This window comes from Methyloversatilis discipulorum (assembly GCF_000385375.1).
Taxonomy (GTDB): Bacteria; Pseudomonadota; Gammaproteobacteria; order Burkholderiales; family Rhodocyclaceae; genus Methyloversatilis; species Methyloversatilis discipulorum_A.
The window spans coordinates 2,418,993-2,444,892 of sequence record NZ_ARVV01000001.1 but is presented as its reverse complement, the minus strand read 5'-3'; the positions used below and the strand labels follow the sequence as shown (position 1 = coordinate 2,444,892).

Below are 25,900 nucleotides of genomic sequence, written 5' to 3'. Positions count from 1 at the left end.
CATGGGCGTCCCGACGATCGAGTTCGAGATGTCCGGGCCGTTGCGCATTGCCGTGCTTGCCGGCGACTGGACGCTGACAGGACTGGAAGGGCGCCTCGACGCCTTGCGTGCGCAACTTGCCGCGGCCGAAGCAGGTGAGATCGAGAGCTGGAATCTCGCCGCCGTGAGCCGTCTCGATTCGCTCGGCGCCAGCGTGCTGTGGCGCGGCTGGGGCGACCGGCTGCCTGAGCGGCTGGAGGCTGATCCGCGCACGCGCAGGATGCTGGAATCGGCTGCGACGCTCGGAGTACGCCGCCGTGCCAGCGCACCGCAATCACGTTTCGGCGATTCGGTTGTCGCGCTCGGTCGCGTCGGCATCGCGCTGTGGCGGCAGCTGATCGGCATGATTGCGCTGACCGGCCAGATGCTGTTCGATCTCGCCGCCGCATTGCGTCGCCCGCACGACGCGCCGCTGCGCGAGCTGTCGGCCAATCTGTACAAGACCGGCGTGACGGCGCTGCCGATCACCGCGCTGGTGGGCTTCCTGATCGGCGTCGTGCTGTCCTACCTGTCGGCGCTGCAACTGAAAACCTTCGGCGCCGACGTGTTCATCATCAACATCCTTGGCATCGGCATCGTGCGCGAACTGGGGCCGGTGCTGGTGGCGGTGCTGGTGGCCGGACGCTCCGGCTCGGCAATGACGGCGCAGCTCGGCGTGATGCGGGTGACCGAAGAGATCGACGCGCTGACCACGATGGGCGTGCCGGCCACGCTGCGGCTGGTGCTGCCCAAGGTGCTGGCGCTGCTCGCGGCGATGCCGCTGCTGGTGCTGTGGACCTCGTCGTCGGCGCTGTTCGGCGGCATGGTGGCGGCGTCGATACAGCTGGACATCAGCTACGGTTTCTTTCTCGAAACGCTGCCGCGCGTAGTGCCGATCGCCAATCTCTACATCGGCCTGGGCAAGGGCCTCGCTTTCGGGCTGGTGATCGCGCTGGTCGCCTGCCACTTCGGACTGACGGTCAAGCCGAACACCGAGAGTCTGTCGGCCAACACGACGCGTTCGGTGGTCAGTGCGATCACCTGCGTCATCCTGGTCGACGCGGTGTTCGCCATTGCCACGCGCCACATCGGCATGCCGACATGAACGACGCGGTCATCGACATCCGCGGGCTGGTCACGCGCTTCGGCAGCAATGTCGTGCATGACGGACTGGATCTCGCGCTGCCGGCCGGCGAGGTGCTCGCGCTGGTCGGCGGTTCGGGCAGCGGCAAGACCACGCTGCTGCGCCAGGTGATCGGCCTGCTGCGGCCGCAGCAGGGACAGATAAGGGTGTTCGGTCAGCCGCTCTTTTCCGGCGATGCGCTGGCCGACCGCCAGTTGCGGCGTCGTTTCGGCGTGCTGTTCCAGCAGGGTGCGCTGTTTTCCGCACTCAACGTGCTGGAGAACATCGCCTTTCCGCTGCGCGAGCTGCGCTGGCTCGATCGCGATGCCATCAACGATCTGGTCATGATCAAGCTGGCCATGGTCGAACTGGAACCGCAGCATGCCTGGCTGATGCCGGCCGAACTGTCGGGCGGCATGATCAAGCGGGTTGCACTCGCGCGCGCGCTGGCGCTCGAACCGGAGCTGCTGCTGCTCGACGAGCCGACAGCCGGCCTCGATCCGGACCGCTCTGAGGCTTTTGTCGCGCTGATCCGCCGCTTGCGTGATCAGCTTGGTCTGACCGTGGTGCTGGTGACCCACGATCTCGACACACTGGCTGCGCTGGCGACACAGGTCGCTGTGCTCGGCGAGCGACGTATACTCGCCTACGGTCCACTTGATCACGTCATGAAACACGATCATCCCTTCATCCGCAGTTTCTTCTGCGCCGAACGCATGTCGCGCGTGCTCGCGCGCAGCGGGAGCTGATCATGGAAAGCCGCGCCCACGCACTGGCTGCAGGTCTGTTCCTGCTGCTGATGAGCGTCGCCGTCGGGCTGGCGATCTGGTATCTGTCGAGCGGGGATGACGCCGGACAGGAGTATCTGCTGGTGACCACGGCCGATGTCGGTGGCCTGAGTCCTCAGGCACAGGTGCGCTACCGCGGCATCCGTGTCGGCAAGGTGAGAGATATTTCCATCAACCCGGACGACCCGCGCGAAATCCATGTCCGCATCTCGATTCCGGCGCGCTATCCGGTGACCGCAGGCACGCGCGCCGAACTTGGCTATCTCGGCGTGACCGGTCTGGCGCTGATCGAGATGACGGACGATGGCTCCGACCCGACGCCGCTGTCGCCGGCCGACGCGCGCATCCCGCTGCGCGGTTCGCAGTTCGGCGGACTGGGCAACAAGGCCAGCGACACGATGGACGTGATGCGTCAGGTGCTGTTGCGGCTGCATGTGCTGCTCGACGACCGTAATCTCGAACGCATAGGTGCGACGCTGGGCAGCCTGCAGTCGGCGACTGCGCACCTGGACCGGACGCTGGTCCATCTGCCGGGGGTCGCCGGCGATCTGCGTGAAACGCTGCAGCGTGCGCAGGCATTGCTGTCGGCTGAAAATCTCGAACGTAGCGGGCGCATTCTCAGTCAGCTGGAAGCAGTCAGCGCCCAGGGTGAGCCGCTGGCGCAGGAACTGCGAATCGCGCTGGCATCGATGCAGCAGCTGTCATCGCGGCTGGACGCGCTGGCTGCCAGCATGGGGCAGCAGATCAACGGCGACACCTTGCCGCGGCTGCAGACCCTGCTCGACGAGGCGAACCGCGACGCCCGCCAGTTGCGCCGTGTGCTGGGCGAACTCGAGTCTTCGCCACAGATGCTGCTGCTCGGGCGCGAGACGCAACAGCCGGGGCCCGGCGAGCCCGGTTTCGAACCCGCCGCCGGCAGAGCGCGCGACTGAGGAGCATCGGAGATGAAAGCACTTTGGGCAAGCGCGCTGCTGTCGATCACGCTGGCCGCTTGCGGGCCGCTGCTGCCGCGTTCGCCGACGCCGGAACTTCACGATCTGGGCAGCCAGCGTGCCGCGCGCCCGCTGGCGCGCGTGCCGGTGCTGACCGATGTGCGTGCGCCGAACTGGCTGGACGGCACTGCCATCCACTATCGCCTTGCGTACGAGAGCGAAACGCGCCGGCGCAGTTACGCATTGAGCCGCTGGGCGGCACCACCGGCCGAACTGCTGTCAGTCGCGCTGCGACGCATGCTGGACAGCCCGGGGGCGCCGTCGACCTGTCGTCTGGTGGTCGAGCTGGACGAGTTCATACAGGTGTTCGAGCAGCCGCAGGAGTCGGCCGCGCTGATATCCGGGGTCGCCACACTGGTCGGCGCCAACGGCAGGACCATCGTCGACCGCATCCGCTTCTCGCTGACCGAGAAGGCGACCGGTGCCGATGCGCCGTCCGGCGTTGCTGCGCTGTCGCGGGGCGTCGATGCGCTCGGTGTGCGGATCGCCGACTGGCTCGATCGGGCGGAGGCTGAAGGGCTGAGCAGGAGGTGTGAATCATGAATCCGGGAAATGCAGCACCACGCGACAACGGTCTGCTGCAGGCGGCATTGGATCAGGTTGCGGAGGCATGCTGGGCGCGCCTGCCGTGCGAACGCGTCACCATCATGCTGGCCGACGGCGAGGGCCACGAGGCCGTGCTGGGCATTGCAGCCTGGCGTGGCGAACTGGCGCAGGAAGTGGTCAATGCGCGGATCAGCAGCGGCAGTTCGGTGGCGGGTGAGGTGTTCGCCAGCGGCCGGGTGCGGCGTGTCATCGACGCCGACGCGCCTCAGGCGGGCGGCTGGGCGCGCGGCGAGGGCGGCAGCTTCATCTGCACGCCGCTGCCGCTCGACGGACGCATACTGGGCGTGATCAACGTGCGACGCGGTCGCGGCCAGCCGCCATTCACGGAAATGGAGGAGGGCATGCTCGACTGCCTCGCGCTGTTCGGCGGCAAGTCGGTGCAGACCGCGCAACTGGCTTTCCTGGTCAAATCGGAGTTTGCGCAGAGGGCTCTGCAGGGCGAGGAGGTGACGGCGCTCGCGGAAGCGTTCTCGCAAGGGGCAGCTCAGCCGGCGCAGGTGGCGCGCATGCTGGCTAAATCCTTCTATCGGGAAATGAAGGCGGCCGGTTTCGGCAACAACCAGATCGTCGGCGCTGCGGGCGAGATCATCGACCAGCTGTCCGCCAGTCTGCGCAAGCACGGCCAGCGCATGGAGCGCGGCCGGCAGTGAATCATCGGCGCCGGGGCTGGCCGGCGCCGCGTCGCGTCAGCCGAGCGAGGCGCTGTAGGCGTCGGCGCTCAGCAGTTCGTCCAGTTCCGCCGCATTGTCGGGCTTGATGACGAACAGCCAGGCGCCGTAGGGATCCTGGTTGACCGATTCGGGCTGATCGGCGACCGGGGCATTGACCGCGGTGACCGTGCCCGACACCGGGGCGTGGATATCGGAGGCCGACTTGACCGACTCGATCACCGCCATCGCCTCGGTACGGGCGACGGTGCGGCCGACATCGGGCAGCTGCAGAAAGACCACATCTCCGAGGGCATCCTGCGCGTGGTCGGTGATGCCGACCGTCACGGTGCCATCCTGTTCGACCCTGACCCATTCGTGTGTGTCGGTGTAGCGAAGATTGTCCGGATGATTCATTGCTGTTTCCTGGTGGGTTTGACCGGGCGAGATTGTAGCCGCGCAGGAGCGTCAGCGGCCGCCTGCTAGAATCCCGAGGCTATGAATGCCGACCTGCACTGCCACTCCTGCCACTCCGACGGCGTACTGTCGCCGGCCGCGCTCGCCGCGCGCGCCGCGGCCAACGGCGTCGAACTGTGGTCGCTCACCGATCACGACAATCTCGGCGGACTAGACGAAGCGCGCGAGCAGGCGCGTGTACTGGGCATGCGTTTCATTAATGGCGTCGAGATTTCCGTCACCTGGCACGGCACCACCATCCACATCGTCGGGCTCGGCATCGATCCGCGCCACGCGCCGCTGGAGCAGGGACTGGCCAGTGTGCGCAGCGGCCGCGACGAGCGCGCGTTGCGCATGGCCGAAGCGCTCGAAGCGCTGGGGGTGCGCGACGCCTACGCCAACGCGATGCGCCACGCCGGCAATCCGTCGCTCGTTGGTCGTTCGCACTTCGCTCGCGTGCTGGTCGAGCAGGGCTATGCGCAGGACGTGCATGCGGTGTTCCGCGACTATCTGGTGCGCGGTCGCCCCGGCTACATCGAACACCAATGGACGGCGCTGGAGCAGGCGGTGGCGTGGATACGCGGCGCCGGCGGCGTCGCCGTGGTCGCCCATCCGGGCCGCTACCGCATTTCCGGCGATCAGTTGCTGCGCCTGCTGGGCGACTTCCGTGATGCCGGGGGGCAGGCCATCGAAGTGGTGTCCGGCTCGCACGGCGAGACCGAGGTCAGGAATTTCGCCCGGCTGGCCCGCGATTTCGGTTTCTACGCCTCGCGCGCGTCCGACTTCCATGCGCCGGACGAAAGTCCGATCGACCTTGGACGAGGCGCCCATCTGCCGGCCGGTGTCGAGCCGGTGTGGCATGCGCCTGAGCTCGGCTCGAGGGTCGCCTGTCCGGCCTGACGCCGCTTTTCCACACCCTCTGACGAATGCATCCACGTGGCACAGCTTTTCACCGTACACCCCGATAATCCGCAACCCCGACTGATACGACACGCCGCTGACATCCTCCGTGATGGCGGGCTGGCGGCCATTCCGACCGACTGCGCCTGGTCGCTGGTGGGCCACATGGGCGATGCGCGCGTGCTCGAGCGCATCCGCCGCATCCGCGACGTGGATGTGCATCATCATTTCACGATGATGTGCCGTGACCTGTCTGAAATCGCCACTCTGGCGAAGGTCGATAACGCACAGTTCCGGCTGCTCAAGAGCGCGACACCGGGGCCCTACACCTTCATTCTGGAGGCGACGCGCGAGCTGCCGCGGCGCATCCTGCATCCGAAGCGCAAGACCATCGGCCTGCGGGTGCCGGACCATCCGGTCGTGTCGGCCTTGCTGGAGGCGCTGGGCGAACCGCTGCTCGGCTCGACCCTGTTGCTGCCCGGCGAGGATCTTCCGCTGACCGACGCCGAGGACATCCGCGAGCGCCTGCAGCACGAACTTGATCTGGTGATCGATGCCGGTCACTGCGGCACGCAACCGACCTCGGTGATCGACCTGTCGTCGGGCACGCCCGAACTCGTACGGGCCGGCGCGGGCGACGTCGCGCGCTTCGGCCTGGACTGACGTGCCGCCCGCGTTCTGCTAGCATCCGCCCGCCTATGGACGAAAGCATTGCACGCTTGGCGGTCATCGTGCTGCCGGTCGTGCTTGCCATTACGCTGCACGAGGCGGCCCACGGATACGCCGCACTGATGAAGGGGGACCCGACCGCGCATCTGGCCGGCCGGATCACCGCCAACCCCTTGAAGCACATCGATCCGATCGGCACGATACTGGTGCCGCTGGTCATGTATTTCGTCGGCGCGATGGCGGGTCACGAGGGCCTGCTGTTCGGCTGGGCCAAGCCGGTGCCGGTCGATTTCTCGCGGCTGCGTCGCCCGAAGCAGGACATGTTCTGGGTTGCAGCGGCCGGTCCGGCCGCCAATCTGGTGATGGCACTTGGCTGGGGGCTGGCAATGAAGCTGGCGCTCGGCATGCCCGGCCACTACTTTGCCGAGCCACTGCTGCTGATGGCCAAGGCCGGCATACTGATCAATCTGGTGCTGATGGTGCTGAACCTTCTGCCCATACCGCCGCTCGACGGCGGACGCATCATGGTGAGCCTGCTGCCGCGTGGCCTGTCGATGGTGTTCGCGCGCATCGAGCCTTACGGCATGTTCATCCTGATCGCGCTGCTGGTGTCGCACGTACTCGACGACATCCTGCGTCCGCTGCTCGTGCTGGCGAACGCGCTGCTGATGTCCCTGCTTTTCTGAACCGGATGAATCGATAACATGTACGCAGAACGCGTTCTTTCCGGCATGCGCCCCACCGGTCGCCTGCATCTTGGTCACTACCACGGCGTGCTGAAGAACTGGGTCAAGCTGCAGCACGAATACCCCTGTCTGTTTTTTGTCGCTGACTGGCATGCGCTGACCACCAATTACGAAGACACGCAGGTGATCGAGCGCAGCGTGTGGGACATGCTGATCGACTGGCTGGCCGCTGGCGTCGATCCCAACCAGGCGACGCTGTTCATCCAGTCGCGGGTGCCGGAGCACGCCGAACTGCATCTGCTGCTGTCGATGATGTGCCCGCTCGGCTGGCTGGAGCGGGTGCCGACCTACAAGGACCAGCAGGAAAAGCTGGCCGACAAGGATCTGGCGACCTACGGCTTCCTCGGCTATCCGCTGCTGCAGTCGGCCGACATCCTGATCTACCGCGCCAATCTGGTCCCGGTGGGCGAGGACCAGGTGCCGCACGTCGAACTGACGCGCGAGGTGGCGCGTCGCTTCAACCACCTGTACGGTCGTGAGCCCGGCTTCGAGGACAAGGCGCGTGAGGCGGTGAAGAAGTTGGGTGGCAAGCGCGGCAAGCTGTACGAGGAACTGCGCCGCCTGTACCAGCAGGAGGGCAAGGAAGACGCGCTGGCGCAGGGCAAGGCGCTGCTCGAAGAGGCACAGAGTCTGAGTATGGGTGATCGCGAGCGTCTATACGGCTACCTGGAAGGCGGCGGCAAGATGATCCTGGCGGAGCCGGGCGCGCTGCTGACCGAGGCGGCCCGCATGCCGGGCCTGGACGGGCAGAAGATGTCCAAGTCCTACAACAACACGCTGATGCTGCGTGAGGAACCCGAGGTCGTCACCAAGAAGATCCGCGGCATGATGACCGACACCCAGCGTGTGCGTCGCACCGACCCGGGTGATCCGGACCGCTGCCCGGTGTGGCAGTTCCACGTCATCTACTCGGACGATTCGGTCAAGCAGTGGGTACAGGAAGGTTGCCGCTCGGCCGGCATCGGTTGCCTGGAGTGCAAGCAGCCGGTGATCGACGCGGTGCTGAAGGAACAGGCGCCGATCCACGAGCGCGCGAAGCAGTACGAGGAGGATCCGATGCTGTTGCGCAACATCGTCGCCGACGGCTGCGAACGGGCGCGCAAGCTGGCGTCGGAAACGATGCGCGACGTGCGCGAGGCCATGGGCCTGAACTACGCCTGATGTCCGGCGAGGCGCTCATGGCTGAACCGGTGCCGGCCGAAACGGCCGCGCCGCCGGCGCGCCTGTATGGCGAGGCGCTGGAAAAACTTCCGCTCGACCTGTACATTCCGCCCGACGCGCTCGAAGTGTTCCTGGACGCGTTCCAGGGGCCGCTCGATCTGCTGCTCTACCTGATACGCAAGGCCAACGTCGATATTCTCGACATTCCGATGGCGCCGCTGACCGCGCAATACCTCGTCTACGTCGAGGCGATGCGCTCGCAACGCCTGGAACTGGCGGCGGAATACCTGCTGATGGCGGCCATGCTGCTCGAGATCAAGTCTCGCATGCTGCTGCCGCGGCCGCCGCGTGAAGCCGCCGACGAGGGCGAAGATCCGCGCGCGGAACTGGTACGCCGGCTGATCGAGTACGAACAGATGAAGGCGGCCGCGCTGGCGCTGGACGCGATTCCGCGCATCCAGCGCGAGCACGAGTGGGTCGGCGTGCAGGTGGCCGAACGGCTGGTCGAGATCCAGCCGAACGTCAGTGCGACCGATCTGCAGCTGGCTTGGCTGGCGCTGATGCGCCGTGCCGACATGACCCGCCATCACAAGGTGACGCGCGAGGCGTTGTCGGTACGTGAGTTCATGTCCGGCATCCTGCGCCGGCTGCACGAAGAAGGTGATCTGCGCTTCGACCAGCTGTTCGAGGTTGGCGCGCCGGCCGCCCAGATGGTGGTGAATTTTCTCGCGGTGCTCGAACTGGCCCGCGAGAACCTGATTGAACTGCTTCAGCTCGAAGCCTTTGCGCCGATCTATGTCCGAACTGCCCGAACAGCAGCAGTCGCCGAGCCCGTCTGAGGTCAAGCGCGTACTCGAAGCCGCGCTGCTCGCCAGCCAGGACGCGATGAGCACCAGCGAACTGCGCAAGCTGTTCGAACAGGAGCTCGACCACGCGCTGATCCGTCGTTTGCTCGACGAGTTGCGCGAGGACTGGGCGGGGCGGGGCATCGAACTGGTCCAGGTATCGTCCGGCTGGCGTTTCCGCACCACCGCGGACGTCCAGCCCTACCTGGATCGACTGAAGAACGAAAAGCCCGCGAAGTATTCCAGAGCGGTGCTGGAAACGCTGGCGATCATTGCGTACCGCCAGCCGGTGACGCGCGGCGACATCGAGGACATCCGCGGTGTGGCGGTGTCGCCGGGCATCATCAAGGCGCTCGAAGGGCGGGGATGGATAGACAGCGTGGGTTACCGCGAAGTCCCCGGCCGGCCGGCGCTGTATGCAACGACACGACGTTTTCTCGACGATCTGGGCCTGCGCACGCTCGCTGAGCTGCCGCCGCTGGCCGAACTACAGAAGGTGATGGAATTCAATGATGCAAGGTAGACGCAGACCGGGCGCCGGCGGCGAGGTCAATGGCAATGTGGCCAATTACCGCTCGCAGGACAGCAAGAACAAGCGGCGCGGCCCGGTGGTGTTCAACGAGCCGCAGAAGCTGCACAAGATGCTGGCCGACATGGGCCTGGGCTCGCGCCGCGAACTGGAAGACTGGATCATCGCCGGCCGCATCAGCGTCAATTCGCTGCCGGCGCACGTGGGGCAGCGCGTCGGGCCGGAGGACAAGGTCCGCGTCAATGGCAAGCTGATCCACATCCACTTCGCCCAGCGTGCCCCGCGCGTGCTCATCTACCACAAGCCGGAAGGCGAAATCGTGTCGCGCGACGACCCGGAGGGGCGTCCGTCCGTGTTCGACAAGCTGCCCAAGGTAGGCGGCGGCCGGTGGATCGCGGTAGGTCGCCTCGACTTCAATACGTCGGGCCTTCTGGTGTTCACCACCAGCGGTGAGCTGGCCAACAAGCTGATGCACCCGAGCTACGAGCTCGAACGCGAGTACGCGGTGCGGCTGATCGGGGAGCTCACGCCGGAACAGTCGAAGAAGCTGACCGAGGGCATCGAGCTCGAAGATGGCATCGCCAAGTTCAACTCGCTGGCTGACGGTGGCGGCGAGGGTTCGAACCACTGGTACCGCGTCACGCTGTCCGAAGGCCGCAACCGCGAGGTTCGCCGCATGTTCGAGGCTATCGGTCTGACCGTGAGCCGCCTGATGCGCGTGCGCTATGGTCCGTTCGAGCTGCCGCGACGTCTGGCGCGCGGCAAGTCGGAGGAGCTGAAGGCGGAACAGGTCGAGAAGTTGTTGTCGGTGGTGCCGGCCAAGGGCAAGCAGCGCAAGGGCCCGGCGGAAGAAGCCCGGCCGCCGGTTGACGGCGAGGCGCCGACGTCGCCCAAGCGCGGCCGTCGCCGCGGTCCGCGCAAACCCCGCGAAGCGGGTGAGGGAGGCAATCGCGCTGCGCCGCAACAGGGCGCACCGTCGCCGCAGGGTGGCGAGGGCGATGCGCCGGCGCGCAAGCGGGCGCCGCGACGCCGTCGCCGCCCGTCGGCCAAGCCTGCGGCAGGCGGCGGAGAGGCCTGACGACATACCACCGTTGGGCGGGGCCGTCCATCCTTGCAGCTTGAGGGGATGGATGGCCTCTGTTACACTCCTCGGCTTGTTGCGCTGGCCCTGCCGGCGTTTTTCGATGGGCGGTCAGCCCATTTTTTATTTGTACATCCGGAAGTGTGTTGCTGGGATGAGTGTTGCGGAACTGATCGAGCAGGCGGTAACTGGGCTCGGCTACGAATTCGTCGATCTTGAAACTTCGCCAAGAGGCCGTCTGCTGCGTGTCTTCATCGACACCGACAAGGGCATCATGGTGGATGACTGCGTGACGGTGAGCAATCACCTGACCCGTCTTTTCATGGTCGAAAACGTCGATTACGACCGTCTTGAAGTGTCCTCCCCGGGGCTTGACCGGCCGCTGCGCAAGACCGCCGATTTCGTTCGCTTCACCGGACAGGAGGCGCAGCTGCGTCTGCGCGTGCCGGTGGGCAATCAACGCAATTTCACCGGTCGACTGGCCGGCGTGGCCGACGACCGGCTCACCCTCGAGATCAAGGGCGAAGCCCACGAGTTCGAACTGTCGCAGATCGAACGTGCCCGCCTGGTGCCGGACTTTGAACGCAAGCAGGAGTTGAAACGATGAGTCGCGAGATTCTGTTGCTGGTCGATGCACTGGCACGCGAAAAGAATGTGTCCCGCGAAGTGGTTTTCGGCGCTCTCGAAACCGCACTGGCTTCGGCCACCAAGAAGCGCACCCATGACGACGCCGATGTGCGCGTGTCGATCGACCGCGAAACCGGCGAGTACGAAGCCTTCCGTCGCTGGCATGTGCTGCCGGACGAACTGGTCGAGAACGACGAGGCCGAGATTGGCCTGATCGACGCACGCGAGCAGATCGCCGACATCCAGGTCGACGATTACATCGAAGAAGCCCTGGAGCCGGTCGATTTCGGCCGCATTGGTGCGCAGGCCGCCAAGCAGGTCATCCTGCAGCGCATCCGCGACGCCGAGCGCGAGCAGATCCTGAACGACTTCCTTGAGCGCAAGGACCATCTGGTCACCGGCACCATCAAGCGCATCGAACGCGGCAATGCCATCGTCGAAGTGGGTCGCCTGGAGGCGCTGCTGCCGCGCGAACACATCATTGCCCGCGAGAATCTGCGTGTCGGTGACCGCGTCAAGGCAGTGCTGCTGCGTGTTGATCGCCAGGCGCGCGGCCCGCAGATCATCCTGTCGCGTACCGCGCCCGAGTTCATCATGAAGCTGTTCGAGCTCGAAGTGCCGGAGATCGAAGACGGTCTCATCGAGATCAAGGGCGCCGCCCGTGACCCCGGCATCCGCGCCAAGATCGCTGTCAAGTCGAATGATCCGCGCGTCGATCCGCAAGGCACCTGCATCGGCATGCGCGGTTCGCGCGTGCAGGCGGTGACTAACGAGCTGGGCGGCGAGCGCGTCGACATCATCCTGTGGTCGCCTGATCCGGCGCAGTTCGTCATCGGCGCGCTGGCGCCGGCCGAAGTCGCCTCCATCGTGGTGGATGAGGACGCACACAGCATGGACGTGGTGGTCAGCGAAGACAACCTCGCGATCGCCATCGGTCGCAGCGGGCAGAACGTGCGCCTCGCGTCCGAGCTGACCGGCTGGAAGATCAACCTGATGACGGTCGAGCAGTCGGCCGCCAAGTCCGACGCCGAGAACGCCGCCATCCGCCTGCTGTTCATGGCCAAGCTGGACGTGGATGAGGAAGTGGCGGACATCCTGATCGAGGAAGGCTTCTCGACGCTGGAGGAAGTGGCTTACGTGCCGCTGGCCGAAATGCTCGAGATCGAGGCGTTCGACGAAGACACGGTGAACGAACTGCGCACCCGCGCACGTAACGTGCTGCTGACCGAAGCCATTGTCGACGAAGAGCAGCTGGAGCAGGTCGATGATGCCCTGCTGGCGCTGGACGGCATGGACAAGCAGCTGGCGGCGCAGCTGGCGCGCGCCAATGTGCGCACGCGCGATGATCTGGCTGATCTCGCTGTTGATGAACTGGTCGAGATCGCCGGCATCGATGCTGCGCGCGCGACATCGCTGATCACCACTGCGCGCGCGCACTGGTTTGAATAATTGAGGACGGTATGGCGTTGATGAGTGTTTCCCAGTTTGCGACCGAGCTGAAAATCCCCGCGGCCGCGCTGCTTGAGCAGCTGAAGCAGGCCGGTGTGGACAAGAAGAGCGAAGGCGATTCGCTGACCGAGCAGGACAAGACGCGCCTGCTCGACTACTTGCGGCGTCAGCACGGCGATACGGCGGGAAAGACCAAGATCACGCTGACCCGTCGTCAGACCACCGAGATCAAGGCGACCAATTCGTCCGGTCAGGCGCGCACCGTGCAGGTCGAAGTGCGCAAGAAGCGCGTGCTGGTCAAGCGCGACCCGGCCGAACTGCTGGCCGAAGAAGCTGCGCAGGCGGCGGCGACCGAAGAGGTCGCAGCCGACGTCGTGGCGGACGAAGCGACGTTTGCTCCCGAGCCCGAGCCGACGCCGGTGGTGCCGGAACCGGTGCTCGAAGTGGCGCCGGAACCTGAGCCCGAACCCGAGCCGGAACCGGAGCCCGAGCCCGCACCCGTCGAGATGCCCGAGCCGGTGGCCGAAAGTGCTCCGGAAGCCGCGGCCGAAGCGGTTGTTCCGTCCGAGCCGCGTCCGCTGACCGCGCGCGAACGTGAAGCCAAGCGCCACTCCGAACTGCTCGCCCACCAGGCGCGTGAGCTAAAGGAGAAGCAGGAACGCGAAATCCGCATGCGCCAGGAGACGGAAGCCCGTCTGGTGCGCGCGCAAGCCGAAGCCGAAGCGAAGGCCAAAGCGGAGGAAGAGGCGAAGGCTGCGGCCGCGAAGGCGCCTGCCGGAACGCTGCACAAACCGGCCAAGCCGGACGACAAGGCAGCCAAGAGCAAGCCCGCTGCGCCCGCTGCAGCCAAGGCCAAGCCGGGTTCGAACTGGAAGGACGACGCGGCCAAGCGCCGTCAGATCAAGACGCGCGGCGACGCCGGTACCGGCGGCTGGCGTGGTGGCCCGAAGGGCCGCAACCATCGCGACCACGATCAGGGCCAGCAACAGGCGCCGATCGAGGCCGTCGTGCGCGAAGTGCTGGTGCCGGAAACGATTTCCGTCGCCGACCTCGCCCACAAGATGGCGATCAAGGCGACCGAACTGATCAAGGTGCTGATGAAGCTCGGTCAGATGGTCACGATCAACCAGGTGCTGGACCAGGAAACCGCAATGATCCTGGTCGAGGAAATGGGCCACGTCGCCAAGCCGGCCAAGCTGGACGATCCGGAAGCCTTCCTCGGCGAAGCCGACGAAGAGCACAAGGATGTCGAACTGCTGCCGCGCGCACCGGTCGTCACCGTCATGGGTCACGTCGATCACGGCAAGACCTCGCTGCTCGACTACATCCGCCGCGCCCGTGTGGCTGCTGGCGAAGCGGGCGGCATCACGCAGCACATCGGCGCCTATCACGTCGATACGCCGCGCGGCATGATCACCTTCCTCGACACCCCGGGTCACGAAGCCTTTACGGCCATGCGTGCCCGTGGCGCCAAGGCGACCGACCTGGTCATCCTGGTGGTGGCTGCCGATGACGGCGTGATGCCGCAGACGCGCGAAGCCATCCACCATGCGAAGGCTGCGGGCGTGCCGATGGTTGTCGCGATCAACAAGATCGACAAGCCGGAAGCCAACCCGGACCGCGTCAAGCAGGAACTGGTGGCCGAAGGCGTCGTGCCGGAAGAATACGGTGGCGATTCGCCCTTCATCCCGGTGTCGGCGAAGAAGGGTACGGGCATCGACGAACTGCTCGAGAACGTGCTGCTGCAGGCCGAAGTGCTGGAACTGAAGGCGCCGAAGGATGCGCCGGCCCGCGGTCTGGTCATCGAAGCGCGTCTCGACAAGGGCAAGGGCCCGGTCGCGTCGGTGCTGGTGCAGTCGGGTACGCTGAAGCGCGGCGACATCCTGCTGTGCGGTCAGGTATTCGGTCGTGTGCGCGCCATGCTGGACGAGTCCGGCAAGGCGATCAGCGAAGCGGGTCCGTCCATCCCGGTGGAAATCCAGGGTCTGTCCGATGTGCCGGCCGCCGGTGACGAGGCGATGGTGCTGGCCGACGAACGCAAGGCGCGTGAGATTGCGCTGTTCCGTCAGGGCAAGTTCCGCGACGTGAAGCTGGCGAAGCAGCAGGCCGCCAAGCTGGAATCGATGTTCGAGCAGATGGGCGAGGGCGAAGTCCGCGTGCTGCCGCTCATCATCAAGGCCGACGTTCAGGGTTCGCAGGAAGCGCTGGTGCAGTCGCTGATGAAGCTGTCCACCGACGAAGTGCGCGTGCAGGTGATTCATGCTGCGGTCGGCGCGATCTCGGAAACCGACGTGAACCTGGCGCAGGCTTCCAAGGGCGTCATCATCGGCTTCAACGTCCGCGCCGATGTCGGTGCGCGCAAGCTGGCCGAGAACTTCGGTGTCGATCTGCGTTACTACACCATCATCTACGAAGCGGTCGATGAGGTGAAGGCAGCGCTGTCGGGCATGCTGGCGCCGGAAAAGCGCGAGCACGTGCTCGGTACGGTCGAAATCCGCCAGGTGTTCCGCGGTACCAAGATCGGCACGATTGCCGGTTGTATGGTGCTTTCGGGTCTGGTCAAGCGCGGCGCCAGCGCCCGCCTGCTGCGCAACAACGTGGTGGTGTGGACCGGAGAGCTCGACTCGCTCAAGCGCTTCAAGGACGACGTCAAGGAAGTCAAGGAAGGTTACGAGTGCGGCCTGTCGCTGCGCGGTTACAACGAGATCGAAGAAGGCGACCAGCTCGAGGTCTTCGAGATCCAGGAAATCGCCCGCAAGCTCGCCTGAGCCTGACGTGCATATTCGATGAGCGAACGTTACTCCCGCAGTGACCGTGTATCGGAGGCGATCCGCCGCGAATTGGCGCAGCTGATCGCCACCGAACTGAAGGACCCGCGCGTCGGCATGGTGTCGCTGACCGCGGTCGAGCTGACGCCGGACTATGCGCACGCGAAGATCTACTACAGCACGCTGGCTGAAGGTGATGCGCAGAAGCTGATACATGAAGGTCTGGTGCGCGCCTCCGGTTTCCTGCGCCGGGAGATCGGTCGCCGCGTGCGCATACACACCACGCCGCAGCTGCACTTCGTGCATGACCAGACGATGGAGCGTGCCGACCAGCTGTCCCGCCTGATCGACAAGGCCCTGCATTCCGGCCCCTCCACCGGCGAGGATTGAGTTGCAGCCGCGCTCGCGCTGGAAGGCGATCAACGGTGTGCTGTTGCTCGACAAACCCATAGGTCTCAGTTCAAACGACGCGCTGCAGAAGGCGCGTCGTCTGTTTCAGGCCGCCCGCGCCGGACACACCGGTACGCTCGATCCGCTGGCCAGTGGTCTGCTGCCGGTCTGCTTCGGCGAAGCGACCCGCTTCGCAGGGCTGATGCTGGATGCCGACAAGGAGTATGTCGCGCAGGTACGGCTCGGAGTGCGGACGACGACCGGAGATGCCGAAGGCGACGTGCTCGAAACCCGCGAGGTCGCGATCGACGAAGCTGCGCTGCGCGGCGCGCTCGTTGCGCATACCGGTGACATCGAGCAGATTCCGCCGATGCACTCGGCGCTCAAGCACGCCGGCAAGCCGCTCTATGAATACGCCCGTGCAGGGGAGACCATAGAGCGCGCGGTGCGTCATGTACGCATACACGAGATCGAACTGCTGGATGTCACGCTGCCGTCATTCTCTATGCGCGTGCTGTGCAGCAAAGGCACTTACATCCGTACGCTGGCTGAAGACATTGGCGCGATGCTGGGCTGTGGTGCCCACCTGACCGGACTGCGCCGCACTCGCACCGGGCCCCTGCGACTTGATCGTGCGGTGACGCTTGAGCAGATCGCCGCGCTCGACGAGGACGCGCGCGCGTCGCTGCTGAACCCCGCCGACATCCTGTTGAAGGACATGCCGCTCTGCCGGATTGCCGACGCCGATGCGCAGCGCCTGATCAACGGCCAGTCGGTGCCGCTTTCAGCGGTCGAGGCGGACATCGAACTGCAAGAGGAGGGCGTGTTGCGCGCCTATGCCGGACCGGTTTTTCTCGGTCTGGTCGTCGTACGCGGCGCCCGCTTGCGGGTGAAGCGCCTGTTGCCGCAGGAAAGTGCGCAAAAGCCTTGAAATAGGCTTGAGATTGCGCAACTGTGGCGTATAATTTTGGGTTTTCCAAACGAGAGAGTTTAGATCAATGGCTATCGTTTCCGCCGATAAAGCCCGCATCGTGGCCGACTTCCAGCGCGCGGCCGGCGATACGGGGTCGCCCGAAGTTCAAGTCGCCCTGCTGACCGCACGCATCAACGACCTGACCGGTCACTTCAAGGAACACGTCAAGGACCACCACTCGCGTCGTGGTCTGCTCAAGATGGTGAGCCAGCGTCGCAAGCTGCTCGACTACCTGAAGCGCACCAACGCCGACAGCTATCGTTCGCTGATCGGCCGCCTCGGACTGCGCAAGTAATTGCATCCGCAGGCAATGTCCAGGCCTCCTGAGGCTTGACACCACATACCGGCGTGAGTCCTTGGCGGCTCCGCCGGTTTGTTTTTTCTGGCGGGCGGACGATGCCCGTCACTCATCGAATCGAAAGGAATCGACTTGCTTAACGCTACCCGCAAGGAATTCATGTTCGGCACCCAGAAAGTGGTGCTGGAAACCGGCGAGATTGCGCGTCAATCGAGCGGCGCCGTCATCGTAAACGTCGAAGAAACCGTCGTGCTGGCGACCGTCGTGGCCCAGAAGTCGGCAAAGGCCGGCCAGGATTTCTTCCCGCTCACCGTTGATTACGCAGAAAAGTTCTACGCCGCCGGCCGCATCCCCGGCGGTTTCTTCAAGCGCGAAGGCCGTCCGACCGAAAAGGAAACGCTGACCTCGCGTCTGATCGATCGCCCGATCCGCCCGCTGTTTCCGGAAGGCTTCTACAACGAAGTCCAGGTCATCGTGCAGGTGCTGTCGCTGAACCCGGAAGTCGATGCCGACATCCCGGCCATGATCGGTGCATCCGCCGCACTGGCGATCTCCGGCATCCCGTTCAGCGGCCCGATCGGCGCCGCCCGCGTGGGCTATATCGATGGTCAGTACATCGTGAACCCGACCGCGTCGCAGCTGAAGGACAGCAAGCTGAACCTGGTCGTCGCCGGTACCGAAGCGGCCGTGCTGATGGTCGAGTCCGAAGCGATGGAACTGTCGGAAGAAGTCATGCTGGGCGCCGTGGTCTACGGCCATGAGCAGATGCAGGCCGCGATCAACGCGATCAATGAACTGGTCGAAGTCGCCGGCAAGCCGGAGTGGGACTGGCAGGCGCCGGCCCGCGACGAAGCGCTGTGGAGCCGCATTTCCGAGCTGGCCGAAGCCAAGCTGCAGGATGCCTACCGCATTACGCAGAAGCAGGTGCGCAGCCAGAGCGTGAATGCCCTGCGCGACGAAGTGATCGCTGCGCTGACTGCCGACGCTGCGACGGCGCCCGACGTGAACACGATCAAGAACTACTTCTTCGACATGGAAGCGCGCATCGTTCGCAGCCGCATCCTGAACGGCGAGCCGCGCATCGACGGTCGCGATACGCGCACCGTGCGCCCGATCGCCATCCGCAACAGCGTGATGCCGCGCACCCACGGTTCCGCGCTGTTCACGCGCGGCGAGACGCAGGCGCTGGTGATTGCCACGCTGGGCACCGGTCGTGACGAGCAGATCATCGACGCGCTCGGCGGCGAGTATCGTGACCGCTTCATGCTTCACTACAACATGCCGCCGTTCGCCACCGGTGAAACCGGCCGCTTCGGCGCACCGAAGCGCCGCGAGATCGGCCATGGTCGTCTGGCCAAGCGCGCGCTGCTCGCCGTGCTGCCGTCGCCGGAAGAGTTCAGCTACTCGATGCGCGTGGTGTCGGAAATCACCGAATCGAACGGTTCGTCGTCGATGGCTTCGGTGTGCGGCGGTTCGCTCGCACTGATGGACGCCGGCGTGCCGCTGAAGGCGCATGTCGCCGGTATCGCGATGGGTCTGATCAAGGACGGCAACCGTTTTGCCGTGCTGACCGACATCCTCGGCGACGAAGATCACCTCGGCGACATGGACTTCAAGGTGGCCGGTACTGACAGCGGCATCACCGCGCTGCAGATGGACATCAAGATCCAGGGCATCACCAAGGAAATCATGCAGGTCGCGCTGGCCCAGGCCCACGAAGCGCGCAAGCACATTCTGGGCATCATGCAGCAGTCGATGTCGGGCGCCCGTGAAGGCGTGTCGACCTACGCACCGCGTCTGCTGACGATGAAGATCAATCCGGAAAAGATACGCGACGTGATCGGCAAGGGTGGTGCAGTGATCCGCGCGCTGACCGAAGAGACCGGTGCAACGATCGACATCGGCGACGACGGCACCATCACCATCGCATCGGTGAATTCGGAGGCCGCCGAGCACGCCAAGCGCCGCATCGAGGCGATCACGGCCGAAGTGGAAGTGGGCAAGGTCTATGACGGCACGGTGCTGCGTCTGCTGGACTTCGGCGCCATCGTCAGTGTGCTGCCGGGCAAGGACGGTCTGCTGCACATTTCGCAGATCGCCAACGAGCGCATCGCCAACGTCGCCGATCACCTGAAGGAAGGTCAGCAGGTGAAGGTGAAGGTGCTGGAGACCGACGAGAAGGGCCGCATCCGCCTGTCGATGAAGGCACTGCTGGCTGCGCCGGACGCAAACGGCGAGCAGGGCTGATGTACTGCGGGGCGTCCGGCGAATTTCTTTTAAGAAATTTCGCTGAAACGCTCTGCAGGCATTGACCGCACCCCGGTCGGCCGGTAATATCTCGGCCTCTCGGGGTGTAGCGCAGCCCGGTAGCGCGCTTGCTTTGGGAGCAAGATGTCGGGGGTTCGAATCCCTCCACCCCGACCATAATCGGTCCGCAACACCGTTCTTAGTACCTGCCCGTAGCTCAACTGGATAGAGCAACGGCCTTCTAAGCCGTAGGTTGCGGGTTCGATTCCTGCCGGGCAGGCCAGCAATGGCCTGAGAGAGTTTCAAAGCGGTTGCCGTTTGGCAGCCGTTCCAGTGGTGGCTGTAGCTCAGTTGGTAGAGTCCTGGATTGTGATTCCAGTTGTCGTGGGTTCGAGTCCCATCAGCCACCCCACCAAATTCCCTTGTTGTTGATTGTGCGAGTCCGTCGCGCCGGCATTCGTCGCGCGCGAGGTCCTCGCCGTCATCGCACGTGCCGAGGCATCGCATCGTGCGGCGATGGCGGAGCTCGCTCCCCGGCCATCGCCGCCGTCGGCGTTCAGCCCGCAGCGCTCTGCAGGTAGTTCTGTTCGCCCATCAGCTTGATCAGGCGCAGCTGCTGTTCCAGCCAGTGCGCGTGGTCCTCTTCGGTGTCCTTCAACATCGGCAGCAGCAGATCACGGGTAACGTAGTCCTGCTCCTTCTCGGTCAGCGCCATCACTTCGCGCAGATGCTTCACGACCGAAATCTCCACTGCCAGATCGTTCTCGAAAATGCTGACGACGTCGTGTCCGACGTTGAGCGGGGCGGGCTTCATGTCGGGCGTACCGCTCAGCATCAGGATGCGGCGTATCAGTGCGTCTGCGTGGCCGGTTTCGTCATCCATCTCGTGCGCGATACGTGCGGCGGCCTTGCCGAAGCCCCATTCGTCGAGCATGCGCGAGTGGATGAAGTACTGGTCGCGTGCCGCCAGTTCGTAGACCAGCAGCGCGTTCAGCGCGTCGAGGATGACCTGCTTTCCTTGCATGGTTTATCTCACTTTCCGGATGTCCGGCGCATACTAAGATTGCTCGATGATGCGCCAATTCTGGCTTCTGTGCTGGGTTTGATGGCATTCCGCGGAATCGTGGCGCAAACCGTTTCCATTCGCAGTCGCCATGTCGGTCGTGCTTCGCGGCGGTGCGCTCAGTTCGACGCGACGCCGCCCAGCGCTTCTTCCAGGTGATCGATCAGGCGGCTGACTTCGCCGGTCATCAGCGCGAAATCGGTGTCGAAGCGCTCGGCTTCGTCGCCGCTGCCGTCGTCGTTCTCGGTCAGTACGTCCAGCGGGGCGACCCGCTTCACCGCGAGGTTCTCGGTCAGCGTGAATGAAACACGGTCCATCCAGCTCAGCGCCAGGCGGGTGCACTGCTTGCCTGCTTCGATGTGACGGCGCAGGTCGTCCGCTTCGAGCGCGTGACGCACATAACGCACGGTGGCCTTGGATTGGGTGCTGGAACGGAGCTCGGTGTCCTGGTCGATGCTGAAGCCGGCGGGCGCTTCGTCGGCGGCCAGCCAGGAGGTCATCGCCGACACCGGTGACAGTGCGGTCTGCAGCGGACGTGCGCCCAGCTGTTCGACGCACTCGTTCAGCAACTGCATCACCTCGTCGCCCTTGGCGCTGGCGGCGGCGTCGACGACGATGCGGCCCTTGACCGGATCTATCCATACCTGGGTATCGCGCCAGATGGCGAAGGCGCGCGGCAGCAGTTCGTTGGTCACGCTGTCCTTCAGTTCGCGCATTTCCTTGCGGCCGGGTTTGTAGCCCTGCTTTTCCTCGATTTCCTGGGCGCGGGCCTTGGCGACCTGATTGATGACGGTGGCCGGCAGCAGCTTCTTTTCGGTGCGCAGCGTGATCAGCATCTGGCCGCCGACCGCATGCACCAACGTGCCGTTGTCGCGCGGCGACATCCAGCCCATGCACTGCATCTCCACGCTGCTGCCGGGCTGGAAAGCCTTGGCGGCGAGCTTTTCGTCGAGTTGTTCAGGGGCGAGCGCGAAGGGGGCGGTGAGGCGGTAGATCTGCAGGTTCTTGAACCACATGGCGTCGGGCAAAAAGGGACGCAGTGTATATGAGTGGAGAAAGGCGGCAGGCGCTGCCGCGTCGGCGTGCGCATGTCAATATCGACGGCCGCGCCCCTCTCCGTGCACACTAGCGGCCTTCCGCGCGGCGCGTGCCGCGCTTCCGTTCCGCTGATTCATTCCGATGACGACTCCCAGCTACAACGCCGCTGAAATCCAGGTGCTCGAAGGCATCGCGCCGATCCAGAAGCGGCCGGACATGTACACCCGGACCGAAAGTCCGAACCACATCATCCAGGAAATGATCGACAACGCCTGCGACGAGGCGCAGGGCGGCTTCGCCGACGGCATCCGCGTCGTGATGCACGGCGACGGCTCGGTGTCGGTCGAGGACAACGGTCGCGGCATTCCGGTCGATATCCACCCGACCAAGAAGGTGCCGGCGATCGAGGTCATCTTTACCATCCCGCACTCGGGCGGCAAGTTCGAGGGCAAGGCCTACAAGATCGCCGGCGGCCTGCACGGCGTCGGGGTGACGGTGACCAATGCGCTGTCGACGCGGCTGGAGGCGACGGTCAAGCGCGGCGGCAAGGAACATTCGATCACCTTCGATCACGGCATTTCGCAGGGGCTGACCGAGGTCGGCAGCTGCCCGAAGTCGCATACCGGCACTCGCGTGCGCGCCTGGCCGGACCCGAAGTACTTCGCCAGTTCGAAGGTGAAGCGTGCCGACATCGAGCACCTGCTGCGCGCCCGCAGTGCGATGCTGCCCGGCGTGCGCATCCGCTTCGAGGACGAGGAAAGCGGCGTCGTGCAGGAGTGGCAGTACGCCAACGGACTCGAAGGCTATCTGCGCGAGGAGATCGGCGACGCGAAGTGCGAGCTGTTCTGCGGCGCGCGCACCGCGATTGCCGGCTACGACGAAGGCGAGGGCGCTGAATGGGCGATCGCCTTCCCCGAGGGCGTGTCGGTGCGCGAGTCCTTCGTAAACCTGATTCCGACGCCGGGCGGCGGCATGCACGAATCGGGCATGCGGCAGGCGCTGTTCGAATCGGTGAAGGACTACGCCACCCACCACGGCCTGATGCCGGCCAAGCTCGCGCTGCAGTCTGAAGACGTGTCGCAGCATGCGAGCTATGTGCTCAGCGCCAAGGTGCTTGAGCCGCGCTTCCAGGGTCAGACCAAGGACAAGCTGAACAACCGCGAGGCGGTGAAGCTGGTGTACGAGGCGATCAAGGACACGCTGGACCGTTGGCTCAATGATCACGCAACCGAAGCGCAGCGCATCGCTGGCCTGGCGATCAAGAGCGCGCAGACGCGCGCGCGCGCCGGCAAGGTGGTGGAGAAGCGCGCCGGTTCCGGCGTGACGCTGCTGCCGGGCAAGCTCACCGACGCCACCGGCACGTCGCCGGAGCAGAACGAAATCTTCCTGGTCGAGGGCGACTCGGCCGGTGGCAGCGCCAAGCAGGCGCGGGATCGCCAGTTCCAGGCGGTGCTGCCGCTGCGCGGCAAGGTACTGAACACCTTCGAGATCGACTCGTCGGAAATCTTCGCCAACAACGAGGTGCACGACATCGCGGTGGCGCTGGGCATAGATCCGCACAAGCCGGATGCGCCGGACGCGGTGCTGGACGGCCTGCGCTACCACAAGATCATCATCCTGTCGGACGCCGACGTCGACGGTGCGCACATCCAGACGCTGCAGCTCACGCTCTTCCTGCGTCACTTCCCGAAGCTGATCGAGCGTGGCCACGTGTTCATCGGTCAACCGCCGCTGTACTGCGTGAAGATCGCGCCGACCAAGACGCGACCGGCGCGCCGCCTTTACGCACTGGACGAGGCCGAGCGCGACACCATACTGGCCAACCTGATCGCCGACGGCATCAGTGAGAGCGCGCTGACGGTGAGCCGCTTCAAGGGCCTGGGCGAAATGAATCCGGACGAGCTGAAGGAAACCGCGATGAACCCGGAAACGCGGCGCCTCATCCGCATCACCCAGGGTGCCGACCCCGATCTGGTGCTGAACACCTTCACCATGCTGATGGGCAAGAAAGAAGCCGAACGTCGCCGCCGCTGGATGGAACTGGAAGGCGACAAGGTGGTGCCGGATGCGTGAGGGCAGGGGCTAGGCCCTAGTCCCTAGCCCCTAGCCCCTAGCCCCTAGCCCCTCATCCCCAGCCCCTTCACAGACAAACAACGAAACACCCGGAGCACTCCGTTGACTGACAACCTGTTCGAACCCGACATCGCCGACATTCCGGTCGATGCGCACGCGGCGCAGGCCTATCTGACCTATGCGATGTCGGTGGTGACCTCGCGCGCGCTGCCTGGGCTGGAAGACGGCATGAAGCCGGTGCAGCGTCGCATCCTGTACGCGATGGACGGCTTCGCCCGGCCCGATGCCGCGCACAAGAAATCGGCGCGTGTGGTCGGCGACGTGATCGGCAAGTACCACCCGCACGGCGATTCGTCGGTGTACGAAGCCATGGTGCGGCTGGCCCAGCCCTTCACGCTGCGCTATCCGCTGATCGACGGCCAGGGCAATTTCGGTTCGATGGACGGCGACAACGCGGCCGCGATGCGCTACACCGAATGCCGCCTGACGCCGTTCGCGCGCCACGTGCTGCTGTCCGAACTGAACGCCGGCGTGATCGAGTTCCAGCCCAACTACGACGGCACGCAGCAGGAGCCGTCGCTGCTGCCGGCGCGGCTGCCGGTGGTGCTGGCCAATGGCGCGTCCGGCATCGCGGTCGGCATGGCCTGCGAGATCCCGCCGCACAATCTGCGCGAGATCGGTGACGCGACCTGCAAGCTGCTGATCGATCCGCGCATGCCGGACGACGACGTAATCGACTGCTTCCAGGGGCCGGACTTCCCGAACGGGGCTACGCTCATTTCGTCGCGCGAGAGCATCGTCGCCGCCTACAAGGAAGGGCGTGGCTCATTCCGCATGCGGGCCAATTACGAGGTCGAGGCGCTGGCGCGCGGCCAGTGGCAGATCGTCGTCACGGCGCTGCCGCCAGGCGTGAGCACCGGCGGCGTGATGAGCCGCATCGATGACCTCGCCAACCCCAAGCCCAAGGGCGACAAGAAGAAGATCAGCGACGACCAGGCGCGCACCAAGACGCTGGCCACCTCGCTGATCGATTCGGTGCGCGACGAATCGGACGCGCGTCACCCGGTGCGCCTGGTGATCGAGCCGAAGTCGCGCGCGGTGAGCCAGGAAGACCTGCTGGCCTTCCTGTTCGCCTATACCGATCTCGAGTGCAATGCGAGCCTGAACCTGACGCTGCTCGACACCCATCGCCGCCCCGGTCAGATCGGTCTGCCGGCGGTGCTGCGCCAGTGGTGCGACTACCGCCTCGGTGCCGTGTCGCGACGGCTCACGCAGCGCATCGCCGACATCGACGAGCGCATGCACATCCTCGATGGCCGGCTGGCCATCCTGCTCGACATCGACCGCGCGATCGCCATCATTCGCGCCGCCGACGATCCGAAGGCCGACCTGATGGCCGGCTTCGGCATCACCGAGCGTCAGGCCGAGGACGTGCTGGAGATCCGGCTGCGCCAGCTGGCCAAGCTGGAGGCCATCAAGCTGCAGGGCGAGCGCGACGCGCTCGATGCCGAACGCACCGGCCTGCTCAAGATCCTCGGCAGCGACGCTGCACTGCGCACTTTCGTGCGCGACGAGGTGCGCGCCGACGTCGAGCGCTTCGGCGACGAGCGCCGCACGCTGATCAATGCCGACGCGCAGGCCACGCGCACGCGCGAAGTGCCGCAGATCGACGAGGCGGTCACCGTCATCGTGTCGCGCGGTGGTTTCGGCCGGCTGCGCTCCGGCCACGACGTCGATGAGGCCGCGCTGACCTGGAAGGCGGACGACGGTCCGCTCGCGGTGCTGAAATGCCGCACCGTGTGGCCAGTGGTGCTGATCGACGGCGACGGCCGCAGCTACACCATCAAGCCCACCGATCTGCCCAGCGGCAAGGGCGACGGCGTGCCTGTGTCCTCGCTGGCCGACCTCGCCGGCAAGAAGCTGGTCGCGGTGCTGACTGGCGAGCCGGGCAGCCGCTTCCTGGTGGCATCCGACGGTGGTTACGGTTTCGTCTGCGCGATCGAGGACATGGTGAGCCGCCAGCGCGCCGGCAAGGCTTTCCTCAATACGGATGGCAGCACTGCGCTGCCGCCGGTGAAACTGCGGCCGGGCGACAAGTGGGTGGTGGCGCTGGGCGGCGACCGCCTGCTCGCCTTCCCGCTGGAAGAGATGAAGGAGCTGTCGGGCGGCAAGGGCGTCAAGATCATGACCTTGCCCGATGGGGCGTCGCTACAACTGCTCGACGTGTTCCGCGAACGTCTCGCGCTCACGGTACCCGGCTCGCGCGGCCGGCCGAAGACGCTGAACATCGACGAGGCGTCGCTGATGAACTGGCGCGGTGTGCGCGCGACCAAGGGCAGGAAGCTCGAAGGCTGAACGGCCTGCAGCGTCTGCAGGCTCCCGTGGGAGCGAGCTTGCTCGCGATTGCAGCGGT

The 25,900-nt window shown here is 65.3% G+C and carries 24 protein-coding genes and 3 tRNA genes; 24 read left to right on the top strand and 3 right to left on the bottom strand.

The annotated features are described in order from the left end of the window. The first annotated feature begins 1 nt into the window (after position 1). The 5 genes from METRZ18153_RS0111510 to METRZ18153_RS0111490 are packed head-to-tail and all read left to right on the top strand — an operon-like array spanning position 2 to position 4,177. Entirely contained in the window at positions 2–1,123 is a 1,122-nt protein-coding gene (locus METRZ18153_RS0111510; RefSeq protein WP_020164878.1) for an MlaE family ABC transporter permease, read from the top strand. Beyond that, positions 1,120–1,890, top strand: a complete 771-nt coding sequence (locus METRZ18153_RS0111505) for an ABC transporter ATP-binding protein (RefSeq protein WP_020164877.1) — start codon at positions 1,120–1,122, stop codon at positions 1,888–1,890. Before METRZ18153_RS0111510 ends, METRZ18153_RS0111505 begins: the two co-directional genes overlap by 4 nt. A gap of 2 nt (positions 1,891–1,892) precedes the next feature. After that, positions 1,893–2,861: an MlaD family protein gene (locus METRZ18153_RS0111500; protein WP_020164876.1), complete on the top strand. Its 969-nt coding sequence runs from the start codon at positions 1,893–1,895 to the stop codon at positions 2,859–2,861. A 12-nt stretch (positions 2,862–2,873) separates the two neighbouring features. After that, positions 2,874–3,464, top strand: a complete 591-nt coding sequence (locus tag METRZ18153_RS20210) for an ABC-type transport auxiliary lipoprotein family protein (RefSeq protein WP_020164875.1) — start codon at positions 2,874–2,876, stop codon at positions 3,462–3,464. Then, positions 3,461–4,177, top strand: a complete 717-nt coding sequence (locus METRZ18153_RS0111490; RefSeq protein ID WP_020164874.1) for a GAF domain-containing protein — start codon at positions 3,461–3,463, stop codon at positions 4,175–4,177. The genes METRZ18153_RS20210 and METRZ18153_RS0111490 overlap by 4 nt, the downstream gene beginning before the upstream one ends. A gap of 36 nt (positions 4,178–4,213) precedes the next feature. On the opposite strand, the gene gcvH is transcribed toward METRZ18153_RS0111490, so the two are convergent. Then, complete coding sequence (gcvH, locus tag METRZ18153_RS0111485) at positions 4,214–4,591, bottom strand: glycine cleavage system protein GcvH (protein WP_020164873.1); 378 nt, start codon at positions 4,589–4,591, stop codon at positions 4,214–4,216. Between the two features lie 81 nt (positions 4,592–4,672). On the opposite strand from gcvH, the gene METRZ18153_RS0111480 reads away from it, so the two are divergent. The 17 genes from METRZ18153_RS0111480 (at position 4,673) to METRZ18153_RS0111400 (ending at position 19,725) form a co-directional block, all read left to right on the top strand. Next, positions 4,673–5,530 (top strand): 3',5'-nucleoside bisphosphate phosphatase, encoded by an 858-nt coding sequence (locus METRZ18153_RS0111480; RefSeq protein ID WP_020164872.1) that lies wholly within the window; start codon positions 4,673–4,675, stop codon positions 5,528–5,530. 36 nt (positions 5,531–5,566) lie between these two features. Next, positions 5,567–6,193, top strand: a complete 627-nt coding sequence (locus tag METRZ18153_RS0111475; protein ID WP_019918066.1) for an L-threonylcarbamoyladenylate synthase — start codon at positions 5,567–5,569, stop codon at positions 6,191–6,193. A 35-nt stretch (positions 6,194–6,228) separates the two neighbouring features. Next, a complete protein-coding gene (locus METRZ18153_RS0111470; RefSeq protein ID WP_020164871.1) occupies positions 6,229–6,885 on the top strand; it encodes a site-2 protease family protein in 657 nt (218 codons plus the stop codon). An 18-nt stretch (positions 6,886–6,903) separates the two neighbouring features. Continuing rightward, positions 6,904–8,106: a tryptophan--tRNA ligase gene (locus METRZ18153_RS0111465; protein WP_020164870.1), complete on the top strand. Its 1,203-nt coding sequence runs from the start codon at positions 6,904–6,906 to the stop codon at positions 8,104–8,106. After that, positions 8,106–8,945, top strand: coding sequence for a segregation and condensation protein A (locus METRZ18153_RS0111460; RefSeq protein ID WP_020164869.1), 840 nt, complete (start codon positions 8,106–8,108; stop codon positions 8,943–8,945). The genes METRZ18153_RS0111465 and METRZ18153_RS0111460 overlap by 1 nt, the downstream gene beginning before the upstream one ends. Next, positions 8,902–9,474: an SMC-Scp complex subunit ScpB gene (gene scpB, locus METRZ18153_RS0111455; RefSeq protein ID WP_020164868.1), complete on the top strand. Its 573-nt coding sequence runs from the start codon at positions 8,902–8,904 to the stop codon at positions 9,472–9,474. Before METRZ18153_RS0111460 ends, scpB begins: the two co-directional genes overlap by 44 nt. Continuing rightward, positions 9,461–10,558, top strand: coding sequence for a 23S rRNA pseudouridine(2605) synthase RluB (gene rluB, locus METRZ18153_RS0111450; protein ID WP_029143709.1), 1,098 nt, complete (start codon positions 9,461–9,463; stop codon positions 10,556–10,558). Before scpB ends, rluB begins: the two co-directional genes overlap by 14 nt. 157 nt (positions 10,559–10,715) lie before the next feature. Further along, positions 10,716–11,168 carry a ribosome maturation factor RimP gene (rimP, locus tag METRZ18153_RS0111445; protein ID WP_020164866.1) on the top strand — a complete coding sequence of 151 codons (453 nt, stop codon included), beginning with the start codon at positions 10,716–10,718 and terminating at the stop codon, positions 11,166–11,168. Continuing rightward, positions 11,165–12,637, top strand: coding sequence for a transcription termination factor NusA (gene nusA / locus METRZ18153_RS0111440; RefSeq protein WP_019918077.1), 1,473 nt, complete (start codon positions 11,165–11,167; stop codon positions 12,635–12,637). The genes rimP and nusA overlap by 4 nt, the downstream gene beginning before the upstream one ends. Positions 12,638–12,648: 11 nt before the next feature. Further along, entirely contained in the window at positions 12,649–15,405 is a 2,757-nt protein-coding gene (gene infB / locus METRZ18153_RS0111435; protein ID WP_020164865.1) for a translation initiation factor IF-2, read from the top strand. A gap of 18 nt (positions 15,406–15,423) precedes the next feature. Further along, a complete protein-coding gene (rbfA, locus tag METRZ18153_RS0111430; RefSeq protein ID WP_020164864.1) occupies positions 15,424–15,795 on the top strand; it encodes a 30S ribosome-binding factor RbfA in 372 nt (123 codons plus the stop codon). 1 nt (position 15,796) lies between these two features. Beyond that, positions 15,797–16,726, top strand: a complete 930-nt coding sequence (gene truB, locus METRZ18153_RS0111425) for a tRNA pseudouridine(55) synthase TruB (protein WP_020164863.1) — start codon at positions 15,797–15,799, stop codon at positions 16,724–16,726. A gap of 67 nt (positions 16,727–16,793) precedes the next feature. Next, the gene (rpsO, locus tag METRZ18153_RS0111420; protein ID WP_020164862.1) at positions 16,794–17,063 is read left to right on the top strand and encodes a 30S ribosomal protein S15; all 270 of its coding nucleotides are present in this window, start codon (positions 16,794–16,796) and stop codon (positions 17,061–17,063) included. A 162-nt stretch (positions 17,064–17,225) separates the two neighbouring features. After that, positions 17,226–19,313 (top strand): polyribonucleotide nucleotidyltransferase, encoded by a 2,088-nt coding sequence (gene pnp, locus METRZ18153_RS0111415; RefSeq protein ID WP_020164861.1) that lies wholly within the window; start codon positions 17,226–17,228, stop codon positions 19,311–19,313. Positions 19,314–19,413: 100 nt separating this feature from the next. Continuing rightward, positions 19,414–19,490, top strand: a tRNA-Pro gene (locus tag METRZ18153_RS0111410). Positions 19,491–19,519: 29 nt separating this feature from the next. Beyond that, positions 19,520–19,596: transfer RNA gene (locus METRZ18153_RS0111405), tRNA-Arg, on the top strand. 53 nt (positions 19,597–19,649) lie between these two features. Then, a tRNA-His gene (locus tag METRZ18153_RS0111400) sits at positions 19,650–19,725 on the top strand. 144 nt (positions 19,726–19,869) lie between these two features. On the opposite strand, the gene bfr is transcribed toward METRZ18153_RS0111400, so the two are convergent. Both bfr and METRZ18153_RS0111390 read right to left on the bottom strand, forming a co-directional pair. Then, a complete protein-coding gene (bfr, locus tag METRZ18153_RS0111395) occupies positions 19,870–20,337 on the bottom strand; it encodes a bacterioferritin (protein ID WP_020164860.1) in 468 nt (155 codons plus the stop codon). 158 nt (positions 20,338–20,495) lie between these two features. Beyond that, positions 20,496–21,392, bottom strand: coding sequence for a recombination-associated protein RdgC (locus tag METRZ18153_RS0111390; protein ID WP_020164859.1), 897 nt, complete (start codon positions 21,390–21,392; stop codon positions 20,496–20,498). 163 nt (positions 21,393–21,555) lie between these two features. Between METRZ18153_RS0111390 and METRZ18153_RS0111385 the strand changes: the two genes are divergently transcribed. Continuing rightward, positions 21,556–23,487: a DNA topoisomerase IV subunit B gene (locus METRZ18153_RS0111385; protein WP_020164858.1), complete on the top strand. Its 1,932-nt coding sequence runs from the start codon at positions 21,556–21,558 to the stop codon at positions 23,485–23,487. Between the two features lie 102 nt (positions 23,488–23,589). Next, positions 23,590–25,842, top strand: a complete 2,253-nt coding sequence (gene parC, locus METRZ18153_RS0111380; RefSeq protein WP_020164857.1) for a DNA topoisomerase IV subunit A — start codon at positions 23,590–23,592, stop codon at positions 25,840–25,842. The last annotated feature ends 58 nt before the right edge of the window (positions 25,843–25,900 follow it).